We start from the raw sequence: 17982 nt of genomic DNA, 5'->3' as shown, positions 1-17982 counted from the left end.
GGGCGACGACGCCGGCCCCCCGGGTTGTCGGTACCGACCGCTAGTCTGGGAAACGTGGCCGATCCGACGACCTACCGCCCGGCTCCGGGCACCATTCCGACGGACCCGGGCGTGTACAAGTTCCGCGACGCGCACCGGCGAGTGGTCTATGTCGGCAAAGCCAAGAACCTGCGTTCCCGGCTGACCTCCTACTTCGCCGATCTGGCGACCCTGCATCCCCGGACCCGGCAGATGGTGACCACGGCCGCCTCGGTGGAGTGGACGGTGGTGAGCACCGAGGTCGAGGCCCTCCAGCTGGAGTACAACTGGATCAAAGAGTTCGATCCCCGGTTCAATGTGCGGTACCGCGACGACAAGAGCTACCCGATGCTCGCGGTCACCATGAACGAGGAGTATCCGCGCGTCTTCGTCTATCGCGGTGCCCGTAAGCCCGGCGTCCGCTACTTCGGTCCGTATGCCCACGCCTGGGCCATCCGCGAGACCGTGGACCTGTTGACCCGCGTGTTTCCGGTGCGCACCTGTTCCAATGGGGTCTTCCGGCGCAGTGCGGCGATGGGACGCCCCTGTCTGCTGGGATACATCGACAAGTGCGCCGCGCCGTGCGTGGACCGCGTCGATGCAGCCACCCACCGGCAGATCGCCGAGGACTTCTGCGATTTCCTGGCCGGGCGGACCGATTCGCTGATCCGCCGACTGGAGAAGGAGATGCTCGCCGCCTCGGAAGATCTCGACTTCGAGCGTGCGGCCCGGCTGCGCGACGACGTCTCTGCGCTGCGGCGGGCGATGGAGAAGCAGGCGGTGGTCCTCGGTGACGGCACCGACGCCGATGTCATCGCCCTGGTCGGCGACGAGCTGGAGACCTCCGTGGCGGTCTTCCACGTGCGGGACGGACGGGTCCGCGGCGAACGCGGCTGGGTCGTGGAGGTCCAGGAGAACGCCACCCTGGGCGACCAGGTCGGCACCTTCTTGCTGCAATTCTATGGTGAAGAACTGGAGATGAGTTCGGGCGTGCCGCGCGAGGTGCTCGTCCCCGAGCTCCCCGACGATCATCTGGAACTGGCGCAGTGGCTCAGCGGCCGCCGCGGCAGTCGGGTCTCGCTGCGGGTTCCGCAGCGCGGTGACAAACGCACCCTGGCCGAAACCGTCGAACGCAACGCCGCCGAAGCGCTGAACCGGCACAAGCTCAAACGGGCCGGTGACCTGACGACGCGGTCGGCCGCACTGACCGAACTGCAGGCGGCGCTGGGTATGGACGAGGCCCCCCTGCGCATCGAATGCATCGACATCTCCCATGTCCAGGGCACCGATGTGGTCGCCTCCCTCGTCGTCTTCGAGGACGGTCTGCCGCGTAAGTCCGACTACCGCCACTACGCCATCCGGGAGGCTGCCGGCGACGGCCGGTCCGACGATGTCGCCTCCATCGCGGAGGTGACGCGGCGGCGCTTCCTGCGCCACCGCAGTGACCGCGTACCCGATCCGGCCGTCTCCGACGCGGTCGAACCGGACGCCGACAACGGTGGCGATCTGGCTCCGGAAGCGGCGATCGATCCCAAGACCGGCCGGCCCCGGCGCTTCGCCTATCCGCCGAATCTGTTCGTCGTCGACGGCGGACAACCCCAGGTTCATGCCGCCGCGGCCGTCCTGGACGAGTTGGGAGTGGCCGATGTGGCCGTGATCGGGCTGGCCAAGCGACTCGAGGAGGTGTGGCTGCCCGGCGACGATGAACCGGTGATCCTGCCCCGAAACTCCGAAGCGCTGTTTCTGCTCCAGCGGATCCGCGATGAGGCGCACCGGTTCGCCATCAATTTCCACCGGTCCAAACGCAGCAAACGGATGACCGCATCGGCATTGGACGGTATCCCCGGACTCGGTGCGACGCGGCGTACCGCGCTGGTCACCCACTTCGGCTCCGTCGCACGACTCAAAGATGCGACGATCGAACAGATCGCCCAGGTACCCGGAATCGGCAAGACCACGGCACGGACCGTGCACGAGGCACTGGGCGGCGCGGCAATCCCCGATAGCCCGGAAAGCCCCGACAGTCCGCCGACGAAGACCCCTGAGAGGACCAGCCAGTGAGGACGACCCAGTGAGTCAACCTGAGGGAACGACGGTGCTGTTCGTCACCGGCCTGTCCGGGGCCGGACGCACATCGGTCGCCAATGTGCTCGAAGACGACGGCTGGTACGTCGCCGACAACGTACCGGTCTCGGTGATCGCGCAGGTGGTCGACGGAGTGCGCAGTAGCGAGATCGGCGCGCAGAAGATCGCCATGGTGGTGCGGGCGACCGGCCCCGAGTTCGCCGACGACCTGGCCCGCCTGCGGGGGGAGCTGACCGAAGGCGGCGCCGATACCAAGATGGTCTTCGTCGATGCCTCCGATGAGGTGCTGATCCGCCGATTCGAGCACGTACGCCGTCGCCATCCGCTGCAGGGCACCGGTACATTGTCCGACGGCATCGAAGCCGAGCGCGAGATGCTCGCCAAGGTCAAAGACGCGGCCGAAACGGTGATCGACACCTCGGCCCTGTCGGCGACGCGGCTGCGGACGATGGTCGCCAACGCTTTCCCGTCCACCAGCGGAGGAGGCCTGACGATCTCGGTGCAGTCCTTCGGTTTCAAGTACGGCCTGCCGATGGATTGCGATCTGGTCGCCGATGTCCGGTTCCTGCCGAACCCGTACTGGATCCCCGAGCTGCGCGAGCACACCGGACGCGATGCGGGTGTGCGCGAGTATGTGCTCGGCCAGCCTGACGCAAGCGACTTCCTCGACCGCTACACCGGTCTGGTCGACCTTGTCGGGCGCGGCTATCTGCGCGAGGGGAAGGGGTATATGACGATCGGAATCGGGTGTACCGGCGGGAAGCACCGCAGCGTCGCCATGACCGAAGAACTCACCCGCCGCCTGGCCGCCGAGACCGATGCCGACGGCAAACCGCGCTATACGGTCGAAGCCTCCCACCGCGATCTGGGTCGGGAATGACTTCCCCGGCGACCCCGCCGTCTCGGCGGGAGGGGCTGCGGGCGGTCGCCCTCGGGGGCGGCCACGGGCTGTACAACACCCTCACCGCCCTGCGCTACCTGACCCGCGATGTCACCGCCGTGGTGACCGTCGCCGACGACGGCGGGTCCTCCGGCCGGTTGCGGCACGAGCTGGGCAGGATTCCGCCCGGGGATCTGCGGATGGCTCTGGCGGCTCTGCTGAGTGCACCCGCGGCGTTGACCGAACTGGCCGAAACCGATCCGGAGGCCGCTCGGCGCCGCGCCCGATGGGCCCAGGTCCTGCAGCACCGTCTCGGCGGCAGCGGCGCCCTGGCCGGGCATCCGGTCGGGAACCTGCTGCTGTCCGGCGTCGACGAATTCGATGGCGACATGGTCGAGGCGCTCGACTCGCTGGTGGACCTGTTCGGCATCGACGGCCGGGTGCTGCCGATGGCGACCGAACCGCTGGTCATCGAGGCCGATGTGACCGGTCTGGAGGAGGACCCGCGGATGAGCCGGGTGATCAGAGGTCAGGTCGCGGTCGCCACCACCCCCGGGGTGGTCCGCCGGGTCCGGTTGACCCCGGCGGCACCGGCGGCCTGCCCGCAGTCGCTGGCGGCGATCGCCCAGGCCGATATCGTCACCCTGGGCCCCGGGTCCTGGTTCTCCAGTGTCATCCCGCATGTACTGGTGCCCGAACAACTGGCGGCCCTGCGCGAGACCACCGCGCGCAAGGTGCTCTTCGTCAATCTCGCGGCCGAACCGGGGGAGACCGCCGGCTACTCGATGGAACGTCATCTTCATGTGCTCGCCGCACACGCCGGTGGCCTGCAGATCGATGACGTCGTCGTCGACGCCGACTCGGTCCCGGCCGGGCGGGAACGGGAGCACCTGGAGCGCGCCGCTGCGGCCTTCGGTGCGCGGCTGCACAGTTGCGATCTGGCCCTTGACGGCCGCGACGTCCATGATGCGGTCAAGTCCGCTCTGACCCTCGAACAGCTCCTATCGATGTGACGGCGATCTGACTGCGCGGTAACATGCGAGGCCGAGTGAACCACTGGGGTGGGGCAGTAAGAGAGGAACGGTCACGATGGCGATGACAGGTGCGGTGAAGGACGAGCTGAGCAGGCTCTCGGTTCCGCAGCTGAGCTGCCGCAAGGCCGAGGTCGCCGCGCTGCTGCGGTTCGCCGGCGGCCTGCATATCGTGGCCGGCCGGGTGGTGGTCGAGGCCGAGGTCGATCACGGCAACGTCGCCCGCAGGCTCCGGGCGGAGATCCACGATCTGTTCGGCTACCCCTCCGAGGTGCACCTGGTGCGTTCGGGAGGACTGCGCAAGAACGCCCGATACATTGTGCGCATCACCAAGGACGGCGAAGCGCTGGCACGGCAGACCGGGCTGCTGGACACCCGAGGCCGTCCGGTGCGCGGTCTGCCCACGCAGGTCGTCGGCGGCACCGTCGGTGACGCCGAGGCCGCCTGGCGGGGCGCCTTCCTGGCCCACGGCTCCCTGACCGAGCCGGGCCGGTCCTCGTCACTGGATGTGAGCTGTCCCGGTCCCGAAGCGGCACTGGCCCTGGTCGGCGCGGCGCGCCGGCTCAACATCGTGGCCAAAGCACGGGAGGTCCGCGGCAGCGATCGGGTGGTGATCCGCGACGGTGAGGCGATCGGCGCCCTGCTGACCCGGATGGGCGCCAACGAGACCCGGCTGGTCTGGGAGGAGCGCCGGATGCGCCGCGAGGTGCGTGCCACGGCCAACCGGCTGGCCAACTTCGACGACGCGAACCTGCGGCGCTCTGCCCGTGCGGCCGTCGCCGCCGCCGCCCGGGTCGAGCGTGCCCTGGAGATCCTGGGCGAGGAGGTGCCCGATCATCTGCTGGCGGCCGGCCGGTTGCGGGTGGAGCATCGGCAGGCCTCGCTCGAGGAACTCGGGCAGCTCGCCGATCCGCCGATGACCAAGGACGCCGTCGCCGGCCGTATTCGCCGGCTGCTGTCGATGGCCGATAAAAAGGCCCGCGCCGACGGGCTGCCCGATACCGAGTCCGCGGTCACCCCGGAGCTCCTCGACGAGACCTGATCGGCAGATCAGGACCTTCTGCAACCCCGCGGACCCGAGGCTATTAGGCTGGACACAGCGGGCCGGAACACACGACCGGCTCACCACCCCCTGCTTAAGGAGTATCCAGTGACCGTTCGGGTAGGTATCAACGGATTCGGCCGTATCGGCCGCAACTTCTTCCGCGCCGTGCTGGCGCAGAACCAGGCCGGAACCGCCGACATCGAAATCGTCGCCGTCAACGACCTCACCGACATCAACACCCTGGCTCACCTGCTGAAGTTCGACTCGATCCTGGGGCGCCTGCCCGAGGACGTCAGTGTCGACGGGGACACCATCGTCGTCGGTGACAAGCGCATCAAGGCTCTGGCGCTGCGCGAAGGCCCGGCCGCCCTGCCGTGGAAGGATCTGGGCGTCGACGTCGTCGTCGAGTCCACCGGCATCTTCACCGCCCGTGACGCGGCCGCCGGCCACCTGGAGGCGGGCGCCAAGAAGGTCATCATCTCGGCCCCGGCGACCGACCCGGACCTGACCGTGGTGATGGGCGTCAACGACGACCAGTACGACGGCAGCCAGAACATCATCTCCAACGCCTCCTGCACCACCAACTGCCTGGGCCCGATGGCCAAGGTCCTCAACGACAGCTTCGGCATCAAGCAGGGCCTGATGACCACCGTGCACGCCTACACCCAGGACCAGAACCTGCAGGATGCGCCGCACAAGGACCTGCGTCGTGCGCGTGCGGCCGCGGTGAACATCGTGCCGACCTCCACCGGTGCGGCCAAGGCCATCGGCGAGGTGCTGCCCGAGCTCAAGGGCAAGCTCGACGGCTACGCACTGCGCGTGCCGATCCCGACCGGTTCGGTCACCGACCTGACCGTCGAACTGGAGAAGACCGCCACCGCCGAGGAGATCAACGCAGCGCTCAAGGCCGCTGCCGACGGTCCGATGAAGGGCATCCTCAAGTACTACGACGCACCGATCGTCTCCAGCGACATCGTCACCGATCCGCATTCGTCGCTGATCGATGCCGGTCTGACCAAGGTGCTCGGCAACCAGGTGAAGGTGGTCTCCTGGTACGACAACGAGTGGGGCTACTCCAACCGCCTCGCCGACCTGATCACCCTCGTGAGCAAGTCGCTGTAAGAATGGCCGTTCGTACACTGAAAGACCTTCTTGCCGAAGGGGTTTCGGGCCGCGGCGTACTGGTCCGGTCCGATTTCAACGTCCCACTCGACGACGGGGTGATCACCGATCCGGGCCGGATCCTGGCCAGTGTTCCGACGCTGCGCCAACTGGTCGACGCCGGTGCGAAGGTGGCCATCACCGCCCACCTGGGCCGACCGCAGGGGGAGCCGGATCCGGCCTTCTCCCTGGCACCGGTCGCCGAGCGGCTGTCGGCCGAGCTGGGCCGCAACGTCCAGCTGGCCGGCGACGTGGTCGGCTCCGATGCGCTCGCCCGCGCCGAGGGGCTGACCGACGGTGACGTCCTGCTGTTGGAGAACGTGCGCTTCGATCCGCGGGAGACCTCCAAGGACGATGCGCAGCGGGCCAAGCTGGCCGCGGCGCTGGTGGAGCTGGTCGGGGACGACGGCGCCTTCGTCTCCGACGGCTTCGGGGTAGTGCACCGCAAGCAGGCCTCGGTCTACGACGTCGCCAAGCTGTTGCCGGCCTACGCCGGGGACCTGGTGGCCACCGAGGTCGAGGTCCTGCGCCGCATCACCACCGATGTGGAACACCCGTACGCGGTGGTGCTGGGCGGCTCGAAGGTCTCGGACAAACTGGCCGTGATCGAGGCGCTGGCCCCCAAGGTCGACACCCTGGTGATCGGCGGCGGTATGGCCTTCACCTTCATCAAGGCGCAGGGCAGCCCGGTGGGTGATTCGCTCCTGCAGGAAGACATGATCGACACCTGCAAGGACCTGCTCGAACGGTTCGGCGATGTGATCCACCTGCCGCACGACATCGTCGTGGCCGAGGCCTTCGCCGCCGATGCGGCCACGTCGATCGCCTTGACCCGCGACGGCTTCACCGAGGGGATGGGCCTGGACATCGGACCGGGGACCGTCGAACGGTTCTCCACGGTGCTGCGGTCGGCCAAGACGGTGTTCTGGAACGGCCCGATGGGCGTCTTCGAATTCGAGCGGTTCTCCACCGGCACCCGCGGGGTGGCCGAGGCGATCGCGGCGGCGACCCAAGACGGCGCATTCAGCGTCGTCGGCGGGGGCGATTCGGCTGCGGCCGTACGCTCCTTCGGGCTGCCCGACGATGCCTTCTCGCACATCTCCACCGGTGGCGGCGCCTCCCTGGAGTATCTGGAAGGCAAGGAGCTGCCGGGTCTGGCGGTTCTGGAAACGGAAGGTTGAGTCATGTCGGAACTGAAGTCACGCGGCCCCGGCCGCAAACCGCTGATCGCCGGCAACTGGAAGTGCCATCTGAACCACTTCGAGGCCATCGCGCTGGTTCAGAAGATCGCCTTCGCTCTGCCGGAGAAGTACTTCGACAAGGTCGATGTCACGGTGCTGGTGCCGTTCACCGACATCCGCAGCGTGCAGAGCCTGGTCGACGGTGACAAACTGCTGATCACCTACGGTGCCCAGGACATCTCCGAGCACGACTCGGGTGCCTACACCGGTGAGATCAGCGGTGCGTTTCTGGAGAAGCTCGGCTGCACCTACGCGGTGGTCGGGCATTCGGAGCGTCGCACCCTGCACGGTGAGACCAACGAGGTGGTGTTGGCCAAGACCAAGGCCGCCCTGCGGCACGGGCTGACCCCGATCGTCTGCGTCGGGGAGGGACTGGAGGTCCGCGAAGCAGCGGAACACGTCGAGTTCAACGTCAAGCAGGTCACCGAATCGCTGGCCGGACTGTCGGCCGAGGAGATCGGCAAGTCGGTCATCGCCTACGAGCCGGTCTGGGCCATCGGTACCGGCCGGGTCGCCAGTGCCAACGACGCCCAGGAGGTCTGCGCGGCCATCCGCGAGGCCGTCGCCGAGATCGCCGATGAGGCCACGGCCGACGGGATCCGGATCCTCTACGGCGGCAGCGTCAACGCCAAGAACATCGCCGAGATCGTGAACGAGCGCGATGTCGACGGCGCGTTGGTCGGCGGTGCCTCGCTGAAGGCCGACGAGTTCGCGCAGCTGTCGGCGATCGCCGCGGGCGGGCCCTTGCTCTGACCGGCGTGATCATCGCGTAGACTGTGGCAGGTCGCTTTCACCGGCGGCCTGCCACAGTTGTCTTTTGAACCGAACGGACGCCTCCCTCGTGACTCTTGCGCTGAACATCGCACTGATCATCACCAGCCTGCTGCTGATCGTCCTGGTGCTGCTGCATCGCGGAAAGGGTGGCGGTCTGTCCTCGCTGTTCGGCGGTGGCGTGCAGTCGAGTCTGTCGGGATCGTCGGTCGTGGAGAAGAACCTCGACCGGATCACCATCTTCATCGGCATCATCTGGCTGATCTTCATCATCGGTGTCGGCCTGGACATCAAATACTCCTGACCTCATCGGCCTGTCCGCCCCGTCTCGGGGCCTCGGCGCAGTGCCTGTGAACCCGGTACGGCCCCGCCGTACCGGGTTCCTTCTTTACCTCGGTTCTTGTCATCACCCCGTATTTCATCCCACTGGTGACCGGGCCGCAGGCAGCGGCGACACGCGGGCTGATCACCAAACTCCGATGGGCCCTATCCGATGTGGATAGGTTCATAGGTATCCCTGGTGTGCGACGTCGTCCGCGACTCCCGCGCGAAACCGGGTAACCGAAAGGAATAGGGGTGAGGCCGTGAGCCTCTGGAATTATGTTCAGGGCAGAGGTGAAACTCTGACCTTCCTGACCTATCAGCACGCATCGCTGGCATTCCAGACCGTCCTCGTCGGGACGGTGGCGGCCATCGTGATCGCGATGTTGGTCTACCGACTGCCCATCGCCGCTTCGCTGACCGTCACCTCCAGCCGGGTGGCGTTGACCATTCCGTCGCTGGCACTGCTCGCGCTGCTGGTGGTGCCCCTCGGGCTGGGCGTCGCACCGTCGTTTGTGATGCTCGCTTTCTTCGCCGCGATGCCGGTGATCGGAAACGCCGTGGTCGGTCTGCGCTCTGTTCCGCCGAGCCTGATCGAGGCGGCGCGCGGCATCGGGCTCTCCCGCCGTCGCATCCTGTTCACGGTGGAGCTGCCCATGGCCTGGCCGGTGATCCTGACCGGCATCCGCGTCTCCACCCAGATGATCGTCGGTATCGCGGCCATCGTGGCCTACGTGCTGGGACCGGGGCTGGGCTCGCTGATCTTCAACGGGCTGTCTCGGCTCGGCGGCGCCAATGCGCTGGAGATGGCGTTGACCGGAACGATTCTCATCGTCGCCATCGCCCTGGTCTTCGACGCGCTGCTGGTGCTGCTGGGGCGGTTGACGATCCCGAAGGGACTGAAATGACCACGACCGAAGACTCCGGCCGCAAGATCACCGGTGACTCGATCCGGCTGGAAGGTGTCGAGAAGCGCTACCGCGGCGCACCGGCACCGGCTGTCGCCAAACTCGATCTGGAGATCGCCGCCGGCGACATCGTCGCCTTCGTCGGACCGTCCGGATGCGGTAAGACGACGACGCTGAAGATGATCAACCGGCTCATCGAACCGACCGCCGGCAAGATCTTCATCGGCGACCGCGACATCACCAACGAGAACCCCGATCGCCTGCGCCAGTCGATCGGATACGTGATCCAGTCCGGGGGACTGTTCCCGCATTGGACCGTCGAACGCAATATCGGCGCCATCCCCCGTGTGCTGGGCTGGGATAAGAAACGTATCGCCGAACGCACCGAATATCTCCTGGATCTGGTCGGTCTGGATCCGGCCGAATTCGCCAAGAGGCTGCCCAAAGACATGTCCGGCGGCCAGCAGCAGCGTGTCGGTGTGGCTCGCGCGCTCGCCGCCGATCCACCGGTGCTGCTGATGGACGAGCCGTTCGGCGCCGTCGACCCGATCACCCGGGTGCGTCTGCAGGACAGCCTGATCGACATCCACCGCGAACTGGGCAAGACGATCGTCATCGTCACCCATGACTTCGAGGAGGCCACCAAACTCGGAGACAAGGTCCTGATCCTCTCCGAGGGCGGCCATATCGAGCAGTACGGGACACCTCAGGAGATCCTGGCCGATCCGGCGACCGAGTTCGTGGCCGAATTCATCGGCTCGGGAGCCACCCTGGCTCAGCTGACCCTCACCCGCGTCCGCGACGTCGAAATGGCTCCGGTGGTGACCGCCCGCGTCGGCGAGGACTCGGCGACCGTGGCCGCGCGCGCCCGGACGGCCGGCAGCAATTGGGTCGTGGTGGTCGACGGCCTCCAGCGGCCGTTGGCCTGGCCGTCGATCGCCGAGATCCGCACCGCCGAGACCGTGGTCGCGTTCGTCGACAAGCGGCTGCCCACGGTGGCGCCCTCCTCGACCCTGCACGACGCCCTGGATGCGATGCTCTCGGCCAACCAGGGCGGCGCGCTGGTGACCACTGCCAACGGCAGGCTCCTGGGCTACATCGGTATCAAGACCATCGTGGAGCTGATCCACGATCAGCAACCCGACGCCGGCGAGATCGACTACGCGGAATTCGCCGAGGCAGAGGAGAATGCGCCATGACCGCGCCGTCCTCGGGTGGTCTGCGCCGCCGGCTGGCCCGGATACCGATCGACGTCTGGTTCGAGCCCCTGGTCATCCTGGTGGTCGCGGCGATCTTCTTCTGGTGGTACACCGCCACCGCCTTCACCGATACCGAAGCCACCCAGTTGAGCTGGACGGTGCTCGGGGAGACGATCCTCGACCACATCAAACTGACGGTGACCGCGGCCGCGATCGTCGTGCTCATCGCCGTCCCGCTGGGGATCGCACTGACCCGTCCGGGGTTGAGCAGGCTCAGCCCGATCACGGTCGGTATCGCCAACGTCGGTCAGGCCGCCCCCGCGGTGGGCCTGCTGGTGCTGTTCACCTTCGCCTTCGGGACCGGCTTCAAGACCGCGGTGATCGGCCTGGTGGTCTACGCGGTGCTGCCGATCCTGCAGAACACCATCGTCGGGCTGCGGCAGGTGGATCCGCAGGTCATCGAAGCCTCTCGCGGCATCGGCTACTCGGCGGTGCGCACCCTGATCCAGGTGGAGCTGCCCCTGGCGGTACCGGTGATCCTCAACGGCGTCCGCACCGCACTGGTGGTGCTGGTCGGCACCGCCACGCTGAGCACCTTCATCGGCGCCACGAGCCTGGGCACCCTGATCACCACCGGCATCACCCTGTTCCTGCCTAAACTCCTCATCGCCGGCGCAGTGCTGGTGGCCCTGCTGGCGATGGTCATCGACTGGCTGGGCCGCCTGGTCGAACTCGCCGCGACTCCGAAGGGACTGCTATGAGCGCGCGCAGATCACCGCGCCGCGGCGGCCTGCTGGTGCTGGCGGTCCTACTGGTGGTGAGCCTGGTCGGCTGCGGGCTGGTCAGTTCCTCGGGCACCTACCGGTCGGCGAAGCTGCCCGACGGCGAGCGGCCCCTGGACGGAGTGGATCTGACGATCACCTCGAAGGACTTCACCGAGCAGGTGATCCTGGGCAAGATCACGGCCACCTATCTGTCCGCGGCCGGGGCCGAAGTGATGGATATGACCGGCGCACCGGGTTCGGCCGCCGCCCGCCAGGTGTTGATCAACGGCCAGGCCGACATCATGTGGGATTACACCGGAACCGCCTGGCAGGCCTATCACGCACAGACCGAGACCGTCGCCGAGCCGCACGAGCTCTGGCAGCGGGTCCACGATCTGGACCGGGATCAGAACGACCTGATCTGGCTGCCACCGGCCCAGTTCAACAACACCTACGCCTTCGCTGCGGCACACACCACCGCCGAGCGGCTGGGAGTGCGCACGATGTCGGAGGTCGCCGCGCTGCCGGTCAACGAACGGACGTTCTGCATCAACGACGAGTTCTTCAGCCGTTCGGATGGATTGCAGCCGATGCTCGCCACCTACGGGATCCCGCTGGGGGCACCCAACGGCACCCCCCAGGGCAACGTCACCGCGATGGATTCGGGCGTCGTGTACTCCTCGACGGCAGCGAGCAGGCCGTGCAACTTCGGCATGGTCTACACCACCGACGGCCGCATCCAGAACCTGAATCTGACGGTGATGGAAGACGACCGGAAGTTCTTCCTGCCGTACAACGGTGCGGCGATCGTTGCTCGGCAGACCTACGAGAACCACCCGGAGCTGGCGGTTCTGCTGGGCAAGATCTCCGAGAAGCTGACCGAGCCGGCACTGCAGGCCCTCAACGCCGAGGTCGATATCAACGGCGTCGATCCGGCCGATGTCGCCTACGACTGGCTCATCGCCGAGGGACTGGTCGTACCGGCGGTGTGACAGCCCGCGATCGTCGTGCCGGATCGTGCCACGGGGCGCATACTAGGCACCATGCCCCCACCGGAGTCCTCCGCCGAAATCGTCGCCCGTGCCGTCGCCACCCCCATGATCGACCGGATCGTGATCGACGACACCGGGCAGGCGGCGACCGAACCGCTGCGCGAGGACATCCGCTTCCTCGGCGGACTGCTCGGCGAGGTGATCGCCGCTCACTCGGGTGAACAGACCTTCGACCTGGTCGAGAACTCCCGACGCGACGCCTTCGCCATCCGCTACAACGAGATCAGCCGCGACGACCTGGCCGCCCGCTACACCGATCCGACGGTCGGCGAGCTGCTCCCGGTGATCCGCGCCTTCTCCAGCTTCGCGCTGCTGGCCAACCTGGCCGAAGACCTGCATCGGGAACGACGACGCCGCATCCACCAGCGCGCCGGCGACCGGCCCCAGCCCTCCAGCCTCGCCGGTGCACTCTCGGCTCTGCGGGACGCCGGACTCGACGACGCCACCGTCGGGCAGGCACTGGCCCACGGTGCGGTGGTACCGGTGATCACCGCCCATCCGACCGAGACCCGCCGGCGCACCGTCTTCGAAGCGCAGAACACCATCACCGAACTGATGCGGGTACGTGCGCGGACCGAACTGATCCCCGAGGAGATCGAACGCATCGAACGGCAGATCACCGAGCAGGTCCTGGTGCTCTGGCAGACCGCGCTGATCCGGCTGCGGCGATTGACCATCGGCGACGAGATCACCACCGGTCTGCGCTACTACGGGGCCTCCTTCTTCCAGGTCCTCCCGAACCTGAACCGGGATGTGCGGCGGGCGCTGACCAGCGCCTACCCCGAGGCGGGACTGGAGAAGCTGTCGCTGATCCGGATGGGATCGTGGATCGGCGGTGACCGCGACGGCAATCCAGCGGTCACCGGACAGGTGGTGAACCAGGCCACCAGCGCTGCCGCCGCCACCGCGCTGCGCCATCACCTGAACGAGGTGACCACCCTGCGGCACGAGCTGGCAATGTCGGCGCGACTGGTCTCGCCGATCACCGACGACCTGCGGGCACTGAGCGGCCGGTCCGCCGACGACGATGACGAACCGTTCCGTTCAGCGTTGCGGACCGTCCGCGGCCGACTCGCCGCCACAGCGCAGGATCTGCTGGGCACCGACTTCCTGCTGGCGGCCGAACGGGAGTGGGCCGCCACCGCAGAGCCGTACGCCGGCCCCGAGGAATTCCTGGCCGATCTGGACGTGATCGACACCGCGCTGCGCGCCGTCGTCGACGATACGCTCGCCGACAACCGGCTGGGCGCGCTGCGCGAAGCGGTCCGCACCTTCGGCTTCCACCTGTCAGGACTGGACCTGCGCCAGAACTCGGAGATGCACGAGCAGGTGGTGGGCGAACTGCTGGCCTGGGCCGGGGTCTGCCCGGACTATGCGGGGCTCGACGAAGCCCGCCGCGTCGAACTGCTGACCGCCGAGCTGACCACCCGGCGCCCCCTCACCGCCCCGGACGCCGAGTTGAGCGAGTTGGCGGCCAAAGAACTGGGGGTGGTGGCCGCCGCCGCCGATGCGGTGCGCCGCTTCGGCCCCGAGGCGGTGCCGACGTACATCATCAGCATGTGCCAGTCGGTCTCGGATCTGCTGGAGGCGATGGTGCTGCTCAAGGAGGCGGGTCTCTACGGCCTGGATGCGTCCGGCGCCCCGCGCTGCGTGGTCCGGGTGGTGCCGCTGTTGGAGACCATCGAGGACCTGCAGGCCGGTGCCTCGATCATCACCGCGGCCCTGGACCTGGACTTCTATCGCGCCCTGCTCGCCGGTCAACAGAACGTTCAAGAAGTGATGCTCGGCTACTCCGACTCCAACAAGGACGGCGGCTACCTGGCGGCGAACTGGGCGCTCTACCGTGCCGAACTGGAGTTGGTGCAGGTGGCCCGGCAGGCAGGTCTGTCGTTGCGCCTGTTCCACGGACGCGGCGGCACCGTCGGACGCGGCGGCGGGCCCAGCTACGACGCGATCCTGGCGCAGCCGCCCGGCGCGGTGCAGGGGGGCCTGCGGCTCACCGAACAGGGGGAGGTGATCGCCGCGAAATACGCCGAACCGATCAGCGCCCGCCGCAATCTGGAAACGCTGGTCGCCGCGACCCTGGAGTCGACGCTCCTCGACACCGAGGGACTGAGCGATCCCGCCCGGGCCTATCAGGTGCTCGACGAGTTGGCCGGGCTGGCCCGCACCGCCTACGGCGATCTGGTGCACCGCACACCCGGGTTCGTCGAGTACTTCACCGATTCGACCCCGCTGTCGGAGATCGGGGCCCTGAACATCGGCAGTCGGCCGACCTCTAGGAAACAGACCACCGCGATCTCGGATCTGCGCGCGATCCCGTGGGTCCTGTCCTGGACCCAGTGCCGGGTGATGCTGCCCGGCTGGTATGGCACCGGTTCCGCCTTCGAACAGTGGGTGGGCGATGGTCCGGAACGGTTGGCGCAACTGGCCGACTACTACCGGCAGTGGCCCTTCTTCCGGTCGGTGATGTCGAATATGGCGCAGGTCCTGGCCAAATCGGACCTGGGGCTGGCCGCCCGCTACGCCGAACTCGTCCCCGATGCCGACCTACGGGAGCGGGTGTTCACGATGCTCGCCACCGAGCACGAACGCACGCTGCGGATGTATGCGGCCATCACCGGAACGCACGACCTGCTGGCCGACAACGATGCGCTCAAACGCAGCGTCTACAACCGGTTCCCGTACCTGGAACCGCTGAATCTGCTGCAGGTGGAGTTGCTGCGCCGATTCCGCGGCGGCGAGGACACCCCGCAGATCCGGCGCGCCATCCAACTGACGATGAACGGCCTGGCCACCGCTCTGCGCAACAGCGGATAGCCGCCACCGCATCGGTGCGGGAACTTTTGGCGCACCGGGCACCTCTTACCTGATAACCCACCCCGGTCACCAAAAACCAGCACCCGCAGGAGGACACCATGAACGGCAACAGCGAGACCACCGGCAGCAGCGCCCAGGAGCCGATCGAGGTGCCCAACGTCGGCTATCAAACTCCCGCAGGATATGCCCCTGGCCAGCCGATTCCCGCCGATCTGGACGGTGACGGGGTGGCCGACGGCGTCGCCTACGACTTCGACGGGGACGGTGTGATCGATCAGATCGACTTCGACACCACCGGCGACGGGATCGCCGACACCGCCCTGGTCGACTTCGACGGCGACGGCATCCTCGACTCGATCGCCATCGATACCGACGGCGACGGGATCTTCGACACCGCGGTCATCGACGTCGACGGCGACGGGATCGCCGATCGGGTACTCACCGATACCGATCAAGACGGTGTCTGGGTCGATGAGGGACCGATCGGCCGCACGACCGGTACCCAGACCACCCCGCAGCCCGGTACCGACGGCCAGACCATCACCTCCAGCGACGGTAACCTGACCGACCCGATCGGTTCGTACTCGGGACAGGCAGCGCCGATCGAGATCGACATCGACGGCGACGGCATCGTCGACGCGATCGCCTACGACAACGACGGCGACGGGATCCCGGACCAGGTCAACATCTCGGACGGCGGCGACGGCATCGTCGACACCGCCCTGGTGGACTCGAACTTCGACGGTGAGATCGATTCGTTCTACGTCGACGCCGACGGAGACGGCACCATCGACTCGGCTCTGATCGACACCGACGGCGACAATGTCCCCGACACCGCCTACGAGTTCGACACCACCACCGACCAGTGGCAGGAGGCCGGACAGGTGGATGACACCGACATCGACCTGGATGTCTAAGGCCACCACCGCATTCGGCTCGGTGGGCCGGTCCGGATCTCCGGACCGGCCCACAGCAGTGAGCACTACGATGACCACATGACTTTGCTGGCCACCTATCTGGCGGCCGTCTTCGCCTGCGGTCTCGTGGCGAAGCTGCTTCGGCTTCCTCCGCTCATCGGATTCCTGGCGGCCGGGTTCATCCTGAACGCCGCCGGTGTCGACCGGATCGGCGGTTTGACCGAGGTCGCCGAGGTCGGCGTGATGCTGCTGCTGTTCGCGATCGGGCTGCAATTGGATATCCGTTCGCTGATCAAGAAGGAGGTGTGGCTCAACGCCGGGCTGCACATGCTCGTCATGACGGTGATCGGGGTCGGGTTCTTGACCTTGTTGGCCGTCATCGGCCTGATCGGCCCCAAGTCGCTGCAGGTACTGGTCGCGATCGCCTTCGTGTTGTCGTTCTCGAGCACCATCGTGGCGATCAAGGTGCTGCAGGAACGCGGCGACGAACAGGCACTGTACGGCCGGATTGTCATCGGCATCCTGGTGATGCAAGACCTGGGTGCGGTGGTTCTGATGTCGATCTCCCGCGGCGAGGCACCCAGTATCTGGGCGCTGAGCCTGGTCGCGGTGATTCCGCTGGTCTCTCTGTTGACCAAGCACTGGTACCGGATCGGACACGGGGAGATGGAGGTCCTCTTCGGCATCGGCATGGCGATGATCCCGGGGTACCTGCTGTTCTCCGCGGTCGGACTCTCCGGCAGCCTCGGGGCCATGATCATCGGGGTGGTGCTGGCCCGCCGGCCCGGCGCAGCCCAGCTCGCCAATGCGCTGTTCCGCATCAAGGATCTGCTTCTGGTCGGCTTCTTCGTGGGTATCGGATTCCACGGCATCCCCGAGTGGGAGAACGTCGCGGTCGGGCTGTCGCTGTTGTTACTCCTGCCGCTGCAGGGCGTGGTCTACTGGGGCCTGTTGTGGCTGTTCGGGCTGCGCAACAGGACCTCGCTGCTGTCGGCGTTGGCGTTGGCGAACTACTCCGAGTTCGCGCTGATCATCGCGGAGATGGGCACCGAAGACGGATGGCTGTCGGAGAGCTGGCTGCTGACGCTGGTGATCGCCGTATCCGGAGGCTTCGTCCTTGCCGGTGTGGCCAACCCGACCAGTGTGTCCGCGGTGTCCCGGTTCGCTCGGCGCCTACCGGTCAGACCGCCGCACAAGATTCATCCCGATGACCGGCCGATCGAGACCGGGTACGCGCAGGCACTGGTGCTGGGAATGGGCCGCGTCGGCTATGCGGTATACCGGCAGCTGGTCGACGAGTACGGCTACCGCACACTGGGCGTCGAGCACGACCCGAACAGAACACACGAACTGGCGAGCAAGGGCGTCGACATCATCGAAGGCGATGCCACCGACTACGATTTCTGGACGCGCGTGGTCGACACCGGCAGCGTCAAATTGATCGTGTTGGCGATGCCGGCCCAGTACGCCAATATCGAGGCGGTCCGCGAGTTGCAGCGGGTCGGCGACGGTGGAGCGGTGATCGCCTCGGTGGCGCTCTATCGCGAAGACGTCCACGAACTCAAGGATCTGGGCGTTGACGTGGTCATCCACCTCTACCAGGGCGCCGGTGAGGCCTTGGCCGATCGTGCGGTCGACGCCGTCGCCACCGGGAAGATCCCTCCGCGGACCGGAGCCAAACCGTTCGACTGGCGCGGCGTCGGGACCCGCGAGATGCGCGTCCAGGACGACAGCAGAACCTCCGAAAGCTAGGGGCGGGGCGCGCCCGC

Annotated in this window: 15 protein-coding genes; all 15 read left to right on the top strand. The window is 67.2% G+C overall.

Features of this window, described 5'->3' with window-relative positions; all coding sequences use genetic code 11:
• Positions 1-54 precede the first annotated feature (54 nt).
• Positions 55-2079, top strand: coding sequence for an excinuclease ABC subunit UvrC (gene uvrC / locus GOHSU_RS07445; RefSeq protein ID WP_005939185.1), 2025 nt, complete (start codon positions 55-57; stop codon positions 2077-2079).
• Positions 2080-2089: 10 nt separating this feature from the next.
• Positions 2090-2983: an RNase adapter RapZ gene (rapZ, locus tag GOHSU_RS07440; protein WP_005939182.1), complete on the top strand. Its 894-nt coding sequence runs from the start codon at positions 2090-2092 to the stop codon at positions 2981-2983.
• On the top strand, positions 2980-3996 hold the full coding sequence (locus GOHSU_RS07435) for a gluconeogenesis factor YvcK family protein (RefSeq protein WP_005939179.1): 1017 nt from the start codon (positions 2980-2982) through the stop codon (positions 3994-3996). Before rapZ ends, GOHSU_RS07435 begins: the two co-directional genes overlap by 4 nt.
• A 76-nt stretch (positions 3997-4072) precedes the next feature.
• Entirely contained in the window at positions 4073-5056 is a 984-nt protein-coding gene (whiA, locus tag GOHSU_RS07430; RefSeq protein WP_005939177.1) for a DNA-binding protein WhiA, read from the top strand.
• A gap of 108 nt (positions 5057-5164) precedes the next feature.
• Positions 5165-6181: a type I glyceraldehyde-3-phosphate dehydrogenase gene (gene gap, locus GOHSU_RS07425; RefSeq protein ID WP_005939175.1), complete on the top strand. Its 1017-nt coding sequence runs from the start codon at positions 5165-5167 to the stop codon at positions 6179-6181.
• Positions 6182-6183: 2 nt separating this feature from the next.
• Positions 6184-7401, top strand: coding sequence for a phosphoglycerate kinase (locus tag GOHSU_RS07420; RefSeq protein ID WP_005939172.1), 1218 nt, complete (start codon positions 6184-6186; stop codon positions 7399-7401).
• 3 nt (positions 7402-7404) lie between these two features.
• Positions 7405-8214 (top strand): triose-phosphate isomerase, encoded by an 810-nt coding sequence (tpiA, locus tag GOHSU_RS07415; RefSeq protein WP_005939170.1) that lies wholly within the window; start codon positions 7405-7407, stop codon positions 8212-8214.
• An 88-nt stretch (positions 8215-8302) separates the two neighbouring features.
• Entirely contained in the window at positions 8303-8536 is a 234-nt protein-coding gene (gene secG / locus GOHSU_RS07410; RefSeq protein WP_005939168.1) for a preprotein translocase subunit SecG, read from the top strand.
• Between the two features lie 280 nt (positions 8537-8816).
• Positions 8817-9461: an ABC transporter permease gene (locus GOHSU_RS07405; RefSeq protein ID WP_005939165.1), complete on the top strand. Its 645-nt coding sequence runs from the start codon at positions 8817-8819 to the stop codon at positions 9459-9461.
• Positions 9458-10660: an ATP-binding cassette domain-containing protein gene (locus GOHSU_RS07400; protein WP_005939162.1), complete on the top strand. Its 1203-nt coding sequence runs from the start codon at positions 9458-9460 to the stop codon at positions 10658-10660. The genes GOHSU_RS07405 and GOHSU_RS07400 overlap by 4 nt, the downstream gene beginning before the upstream one ends.
• A complete protein-coding gene (locus GOHSU_RS07395) occupies positions 10657-11421 on the top strand; it encodes an ABC transporter permease (RefSeq protein WP_005939158.1) in 765 nt (254 codons plus the stop codon). The genes GOHSU_RS07400 and GOHSU_RS07395 overlap by 4 nt, the downstream gene beginning before the upstream one ends.
• Positions 11418-12416, top strand: coding sequence for a glycine betaine ABC transporter substrate-binding protein (locus GOHSU_RS07390; protein WP_005939155.1), 999 nt, complete (start codon positions 11418-11420; stop codon positions 12414-12416). Before GOHSU_RS07395 ends, GOHSU_RS07390 begins: the two co-directional genes overlap by 4 nt.
• A gap of 51 nt (positions 12417-12467) precedes the next feature.
• Positions 12468-15296: a phosphoenolpyruvate carboxylase gene (ppc, locus tag GOHSU_RS07385; RefSeq protein WP_005939153.1), complete on the top strand. Its 2829-nt coding sequence runs from the start codon at positions 12468-12470 to the stop codon at positions 15294-15296.
• 98 nt (positions 15297-15394) lie between these two features.
• Positions 15395-16213 carry a hypothetical protein gene (locus GOHSU_RS07380; RefSeq protein ID WP_005939151.1) on the top strand — a complete coding sequence of 273 codons (819 nt, stop codon included), beginning with the start codon at positions 15395-15397 and terminating at the stop codon, positions 16211-16213.
• A gap of 78 nt (positions 16214-16291) precedes the next feature.
• Positions 16292-17965, top strand: coding sequence for a cation:proton antiporter domain-containing protein (locus GOHSU_RS07375; RefSeq protein ID WP_005939149.1), 1674 nt, complete (start codon positions 16292-16294; stop codon positions 17963-17965).
• Positions 17966-17982 lie beyond the last annotated feature (17 nt).

The sequence above is a fragment of the Gordonia hirsuta DSM 44140 = NBRC 16056 genome, assembly GCF_000333015.1.
In the GTDB taxonomy this organism is placed as follows: domain Bacteria; phylum Actinomycetota; class Actinomycetes; order Mycobacteriales; family Mycobacteriaceae; genus Gordonia; species Gordonia hirsuta.
Note: the sequence above shows the minus strand (reverse complement) of the source record. Positions and strands in the feature narration are given on the sequence as shown.

Bases quoted from the DNA above. Each gene is read 5' to 3' on its own strand.
- GOHSU_RS07380 (WP_005939151.1), top strand. From the start codon at position 15,395: ATGAACGGCAACAGCGAGACCACCGGCAGCAGCGCCCAGGAGCCGATC.
- GOHSU_RS07395 (WP_005939158.1), top strand. From the start codon at position 10,657: ATGACCGCGCCGTCCTCGGGTGGTCTGCGCCGCCGGCTGGCCCGGATA.
- tpiA (WP_005939170.1), top strand. From the start codon at position 7,405: ATGTCGGAACTGAAGTCACGCGGCCCCGGCCGCAAACCGCTGATCGCC.
- GOHSU_RS07375 (WP_005939149.1), top strand. From the start codon at position 16,292: ATGACTTTGCTGGCCACCTATCTGGCGGCCGTCTTCGCCTGCGGTCTC.
- GOHSU_RS07390 (WP_005939155.1), top strand. From the start codon at position 11,418: ATGAGCGCGCGCAGATCACCGCGCCGCGGCGGCCTGCTGGTGCTGGCG.
- GOHSU_RS07400 (WP_005939162.1), top strand. From the start codon at position 9,458: ATGACCACGACCGAAGACTCCGGCCGCAAGATCACCGGTGACTCGATC.
- whiA (WP_005939177.1), top strand. From the start codon at position 4,073: ATGGCGATGACAGGTGCGGTGAAGGACGAGCTGAGCAGGCTCTCGGTT.
- GOHSU_RS07420 (WP_005939172.1), top strand. From the start codon at position 6,184: ATGGCCGTTCGTACACTGAAAGACCTTCTTGCCGAAGGGGTTTCGGGC.
- ppc (WP_005939153.1), top strand. From the start codon at position 12,468: ATGCCCCCACCGGAGTCCTCCGCCGAAATCGTCGCCCGTGCCGTCGCC.
- GOHSU_RS07435 (WP_005939179.1), top strand. From the start codon at position 2,980: ATGACTTCCCCGGCGACCCCGCCGTCTCGGCGGGAGGGGCTGCGGGCG.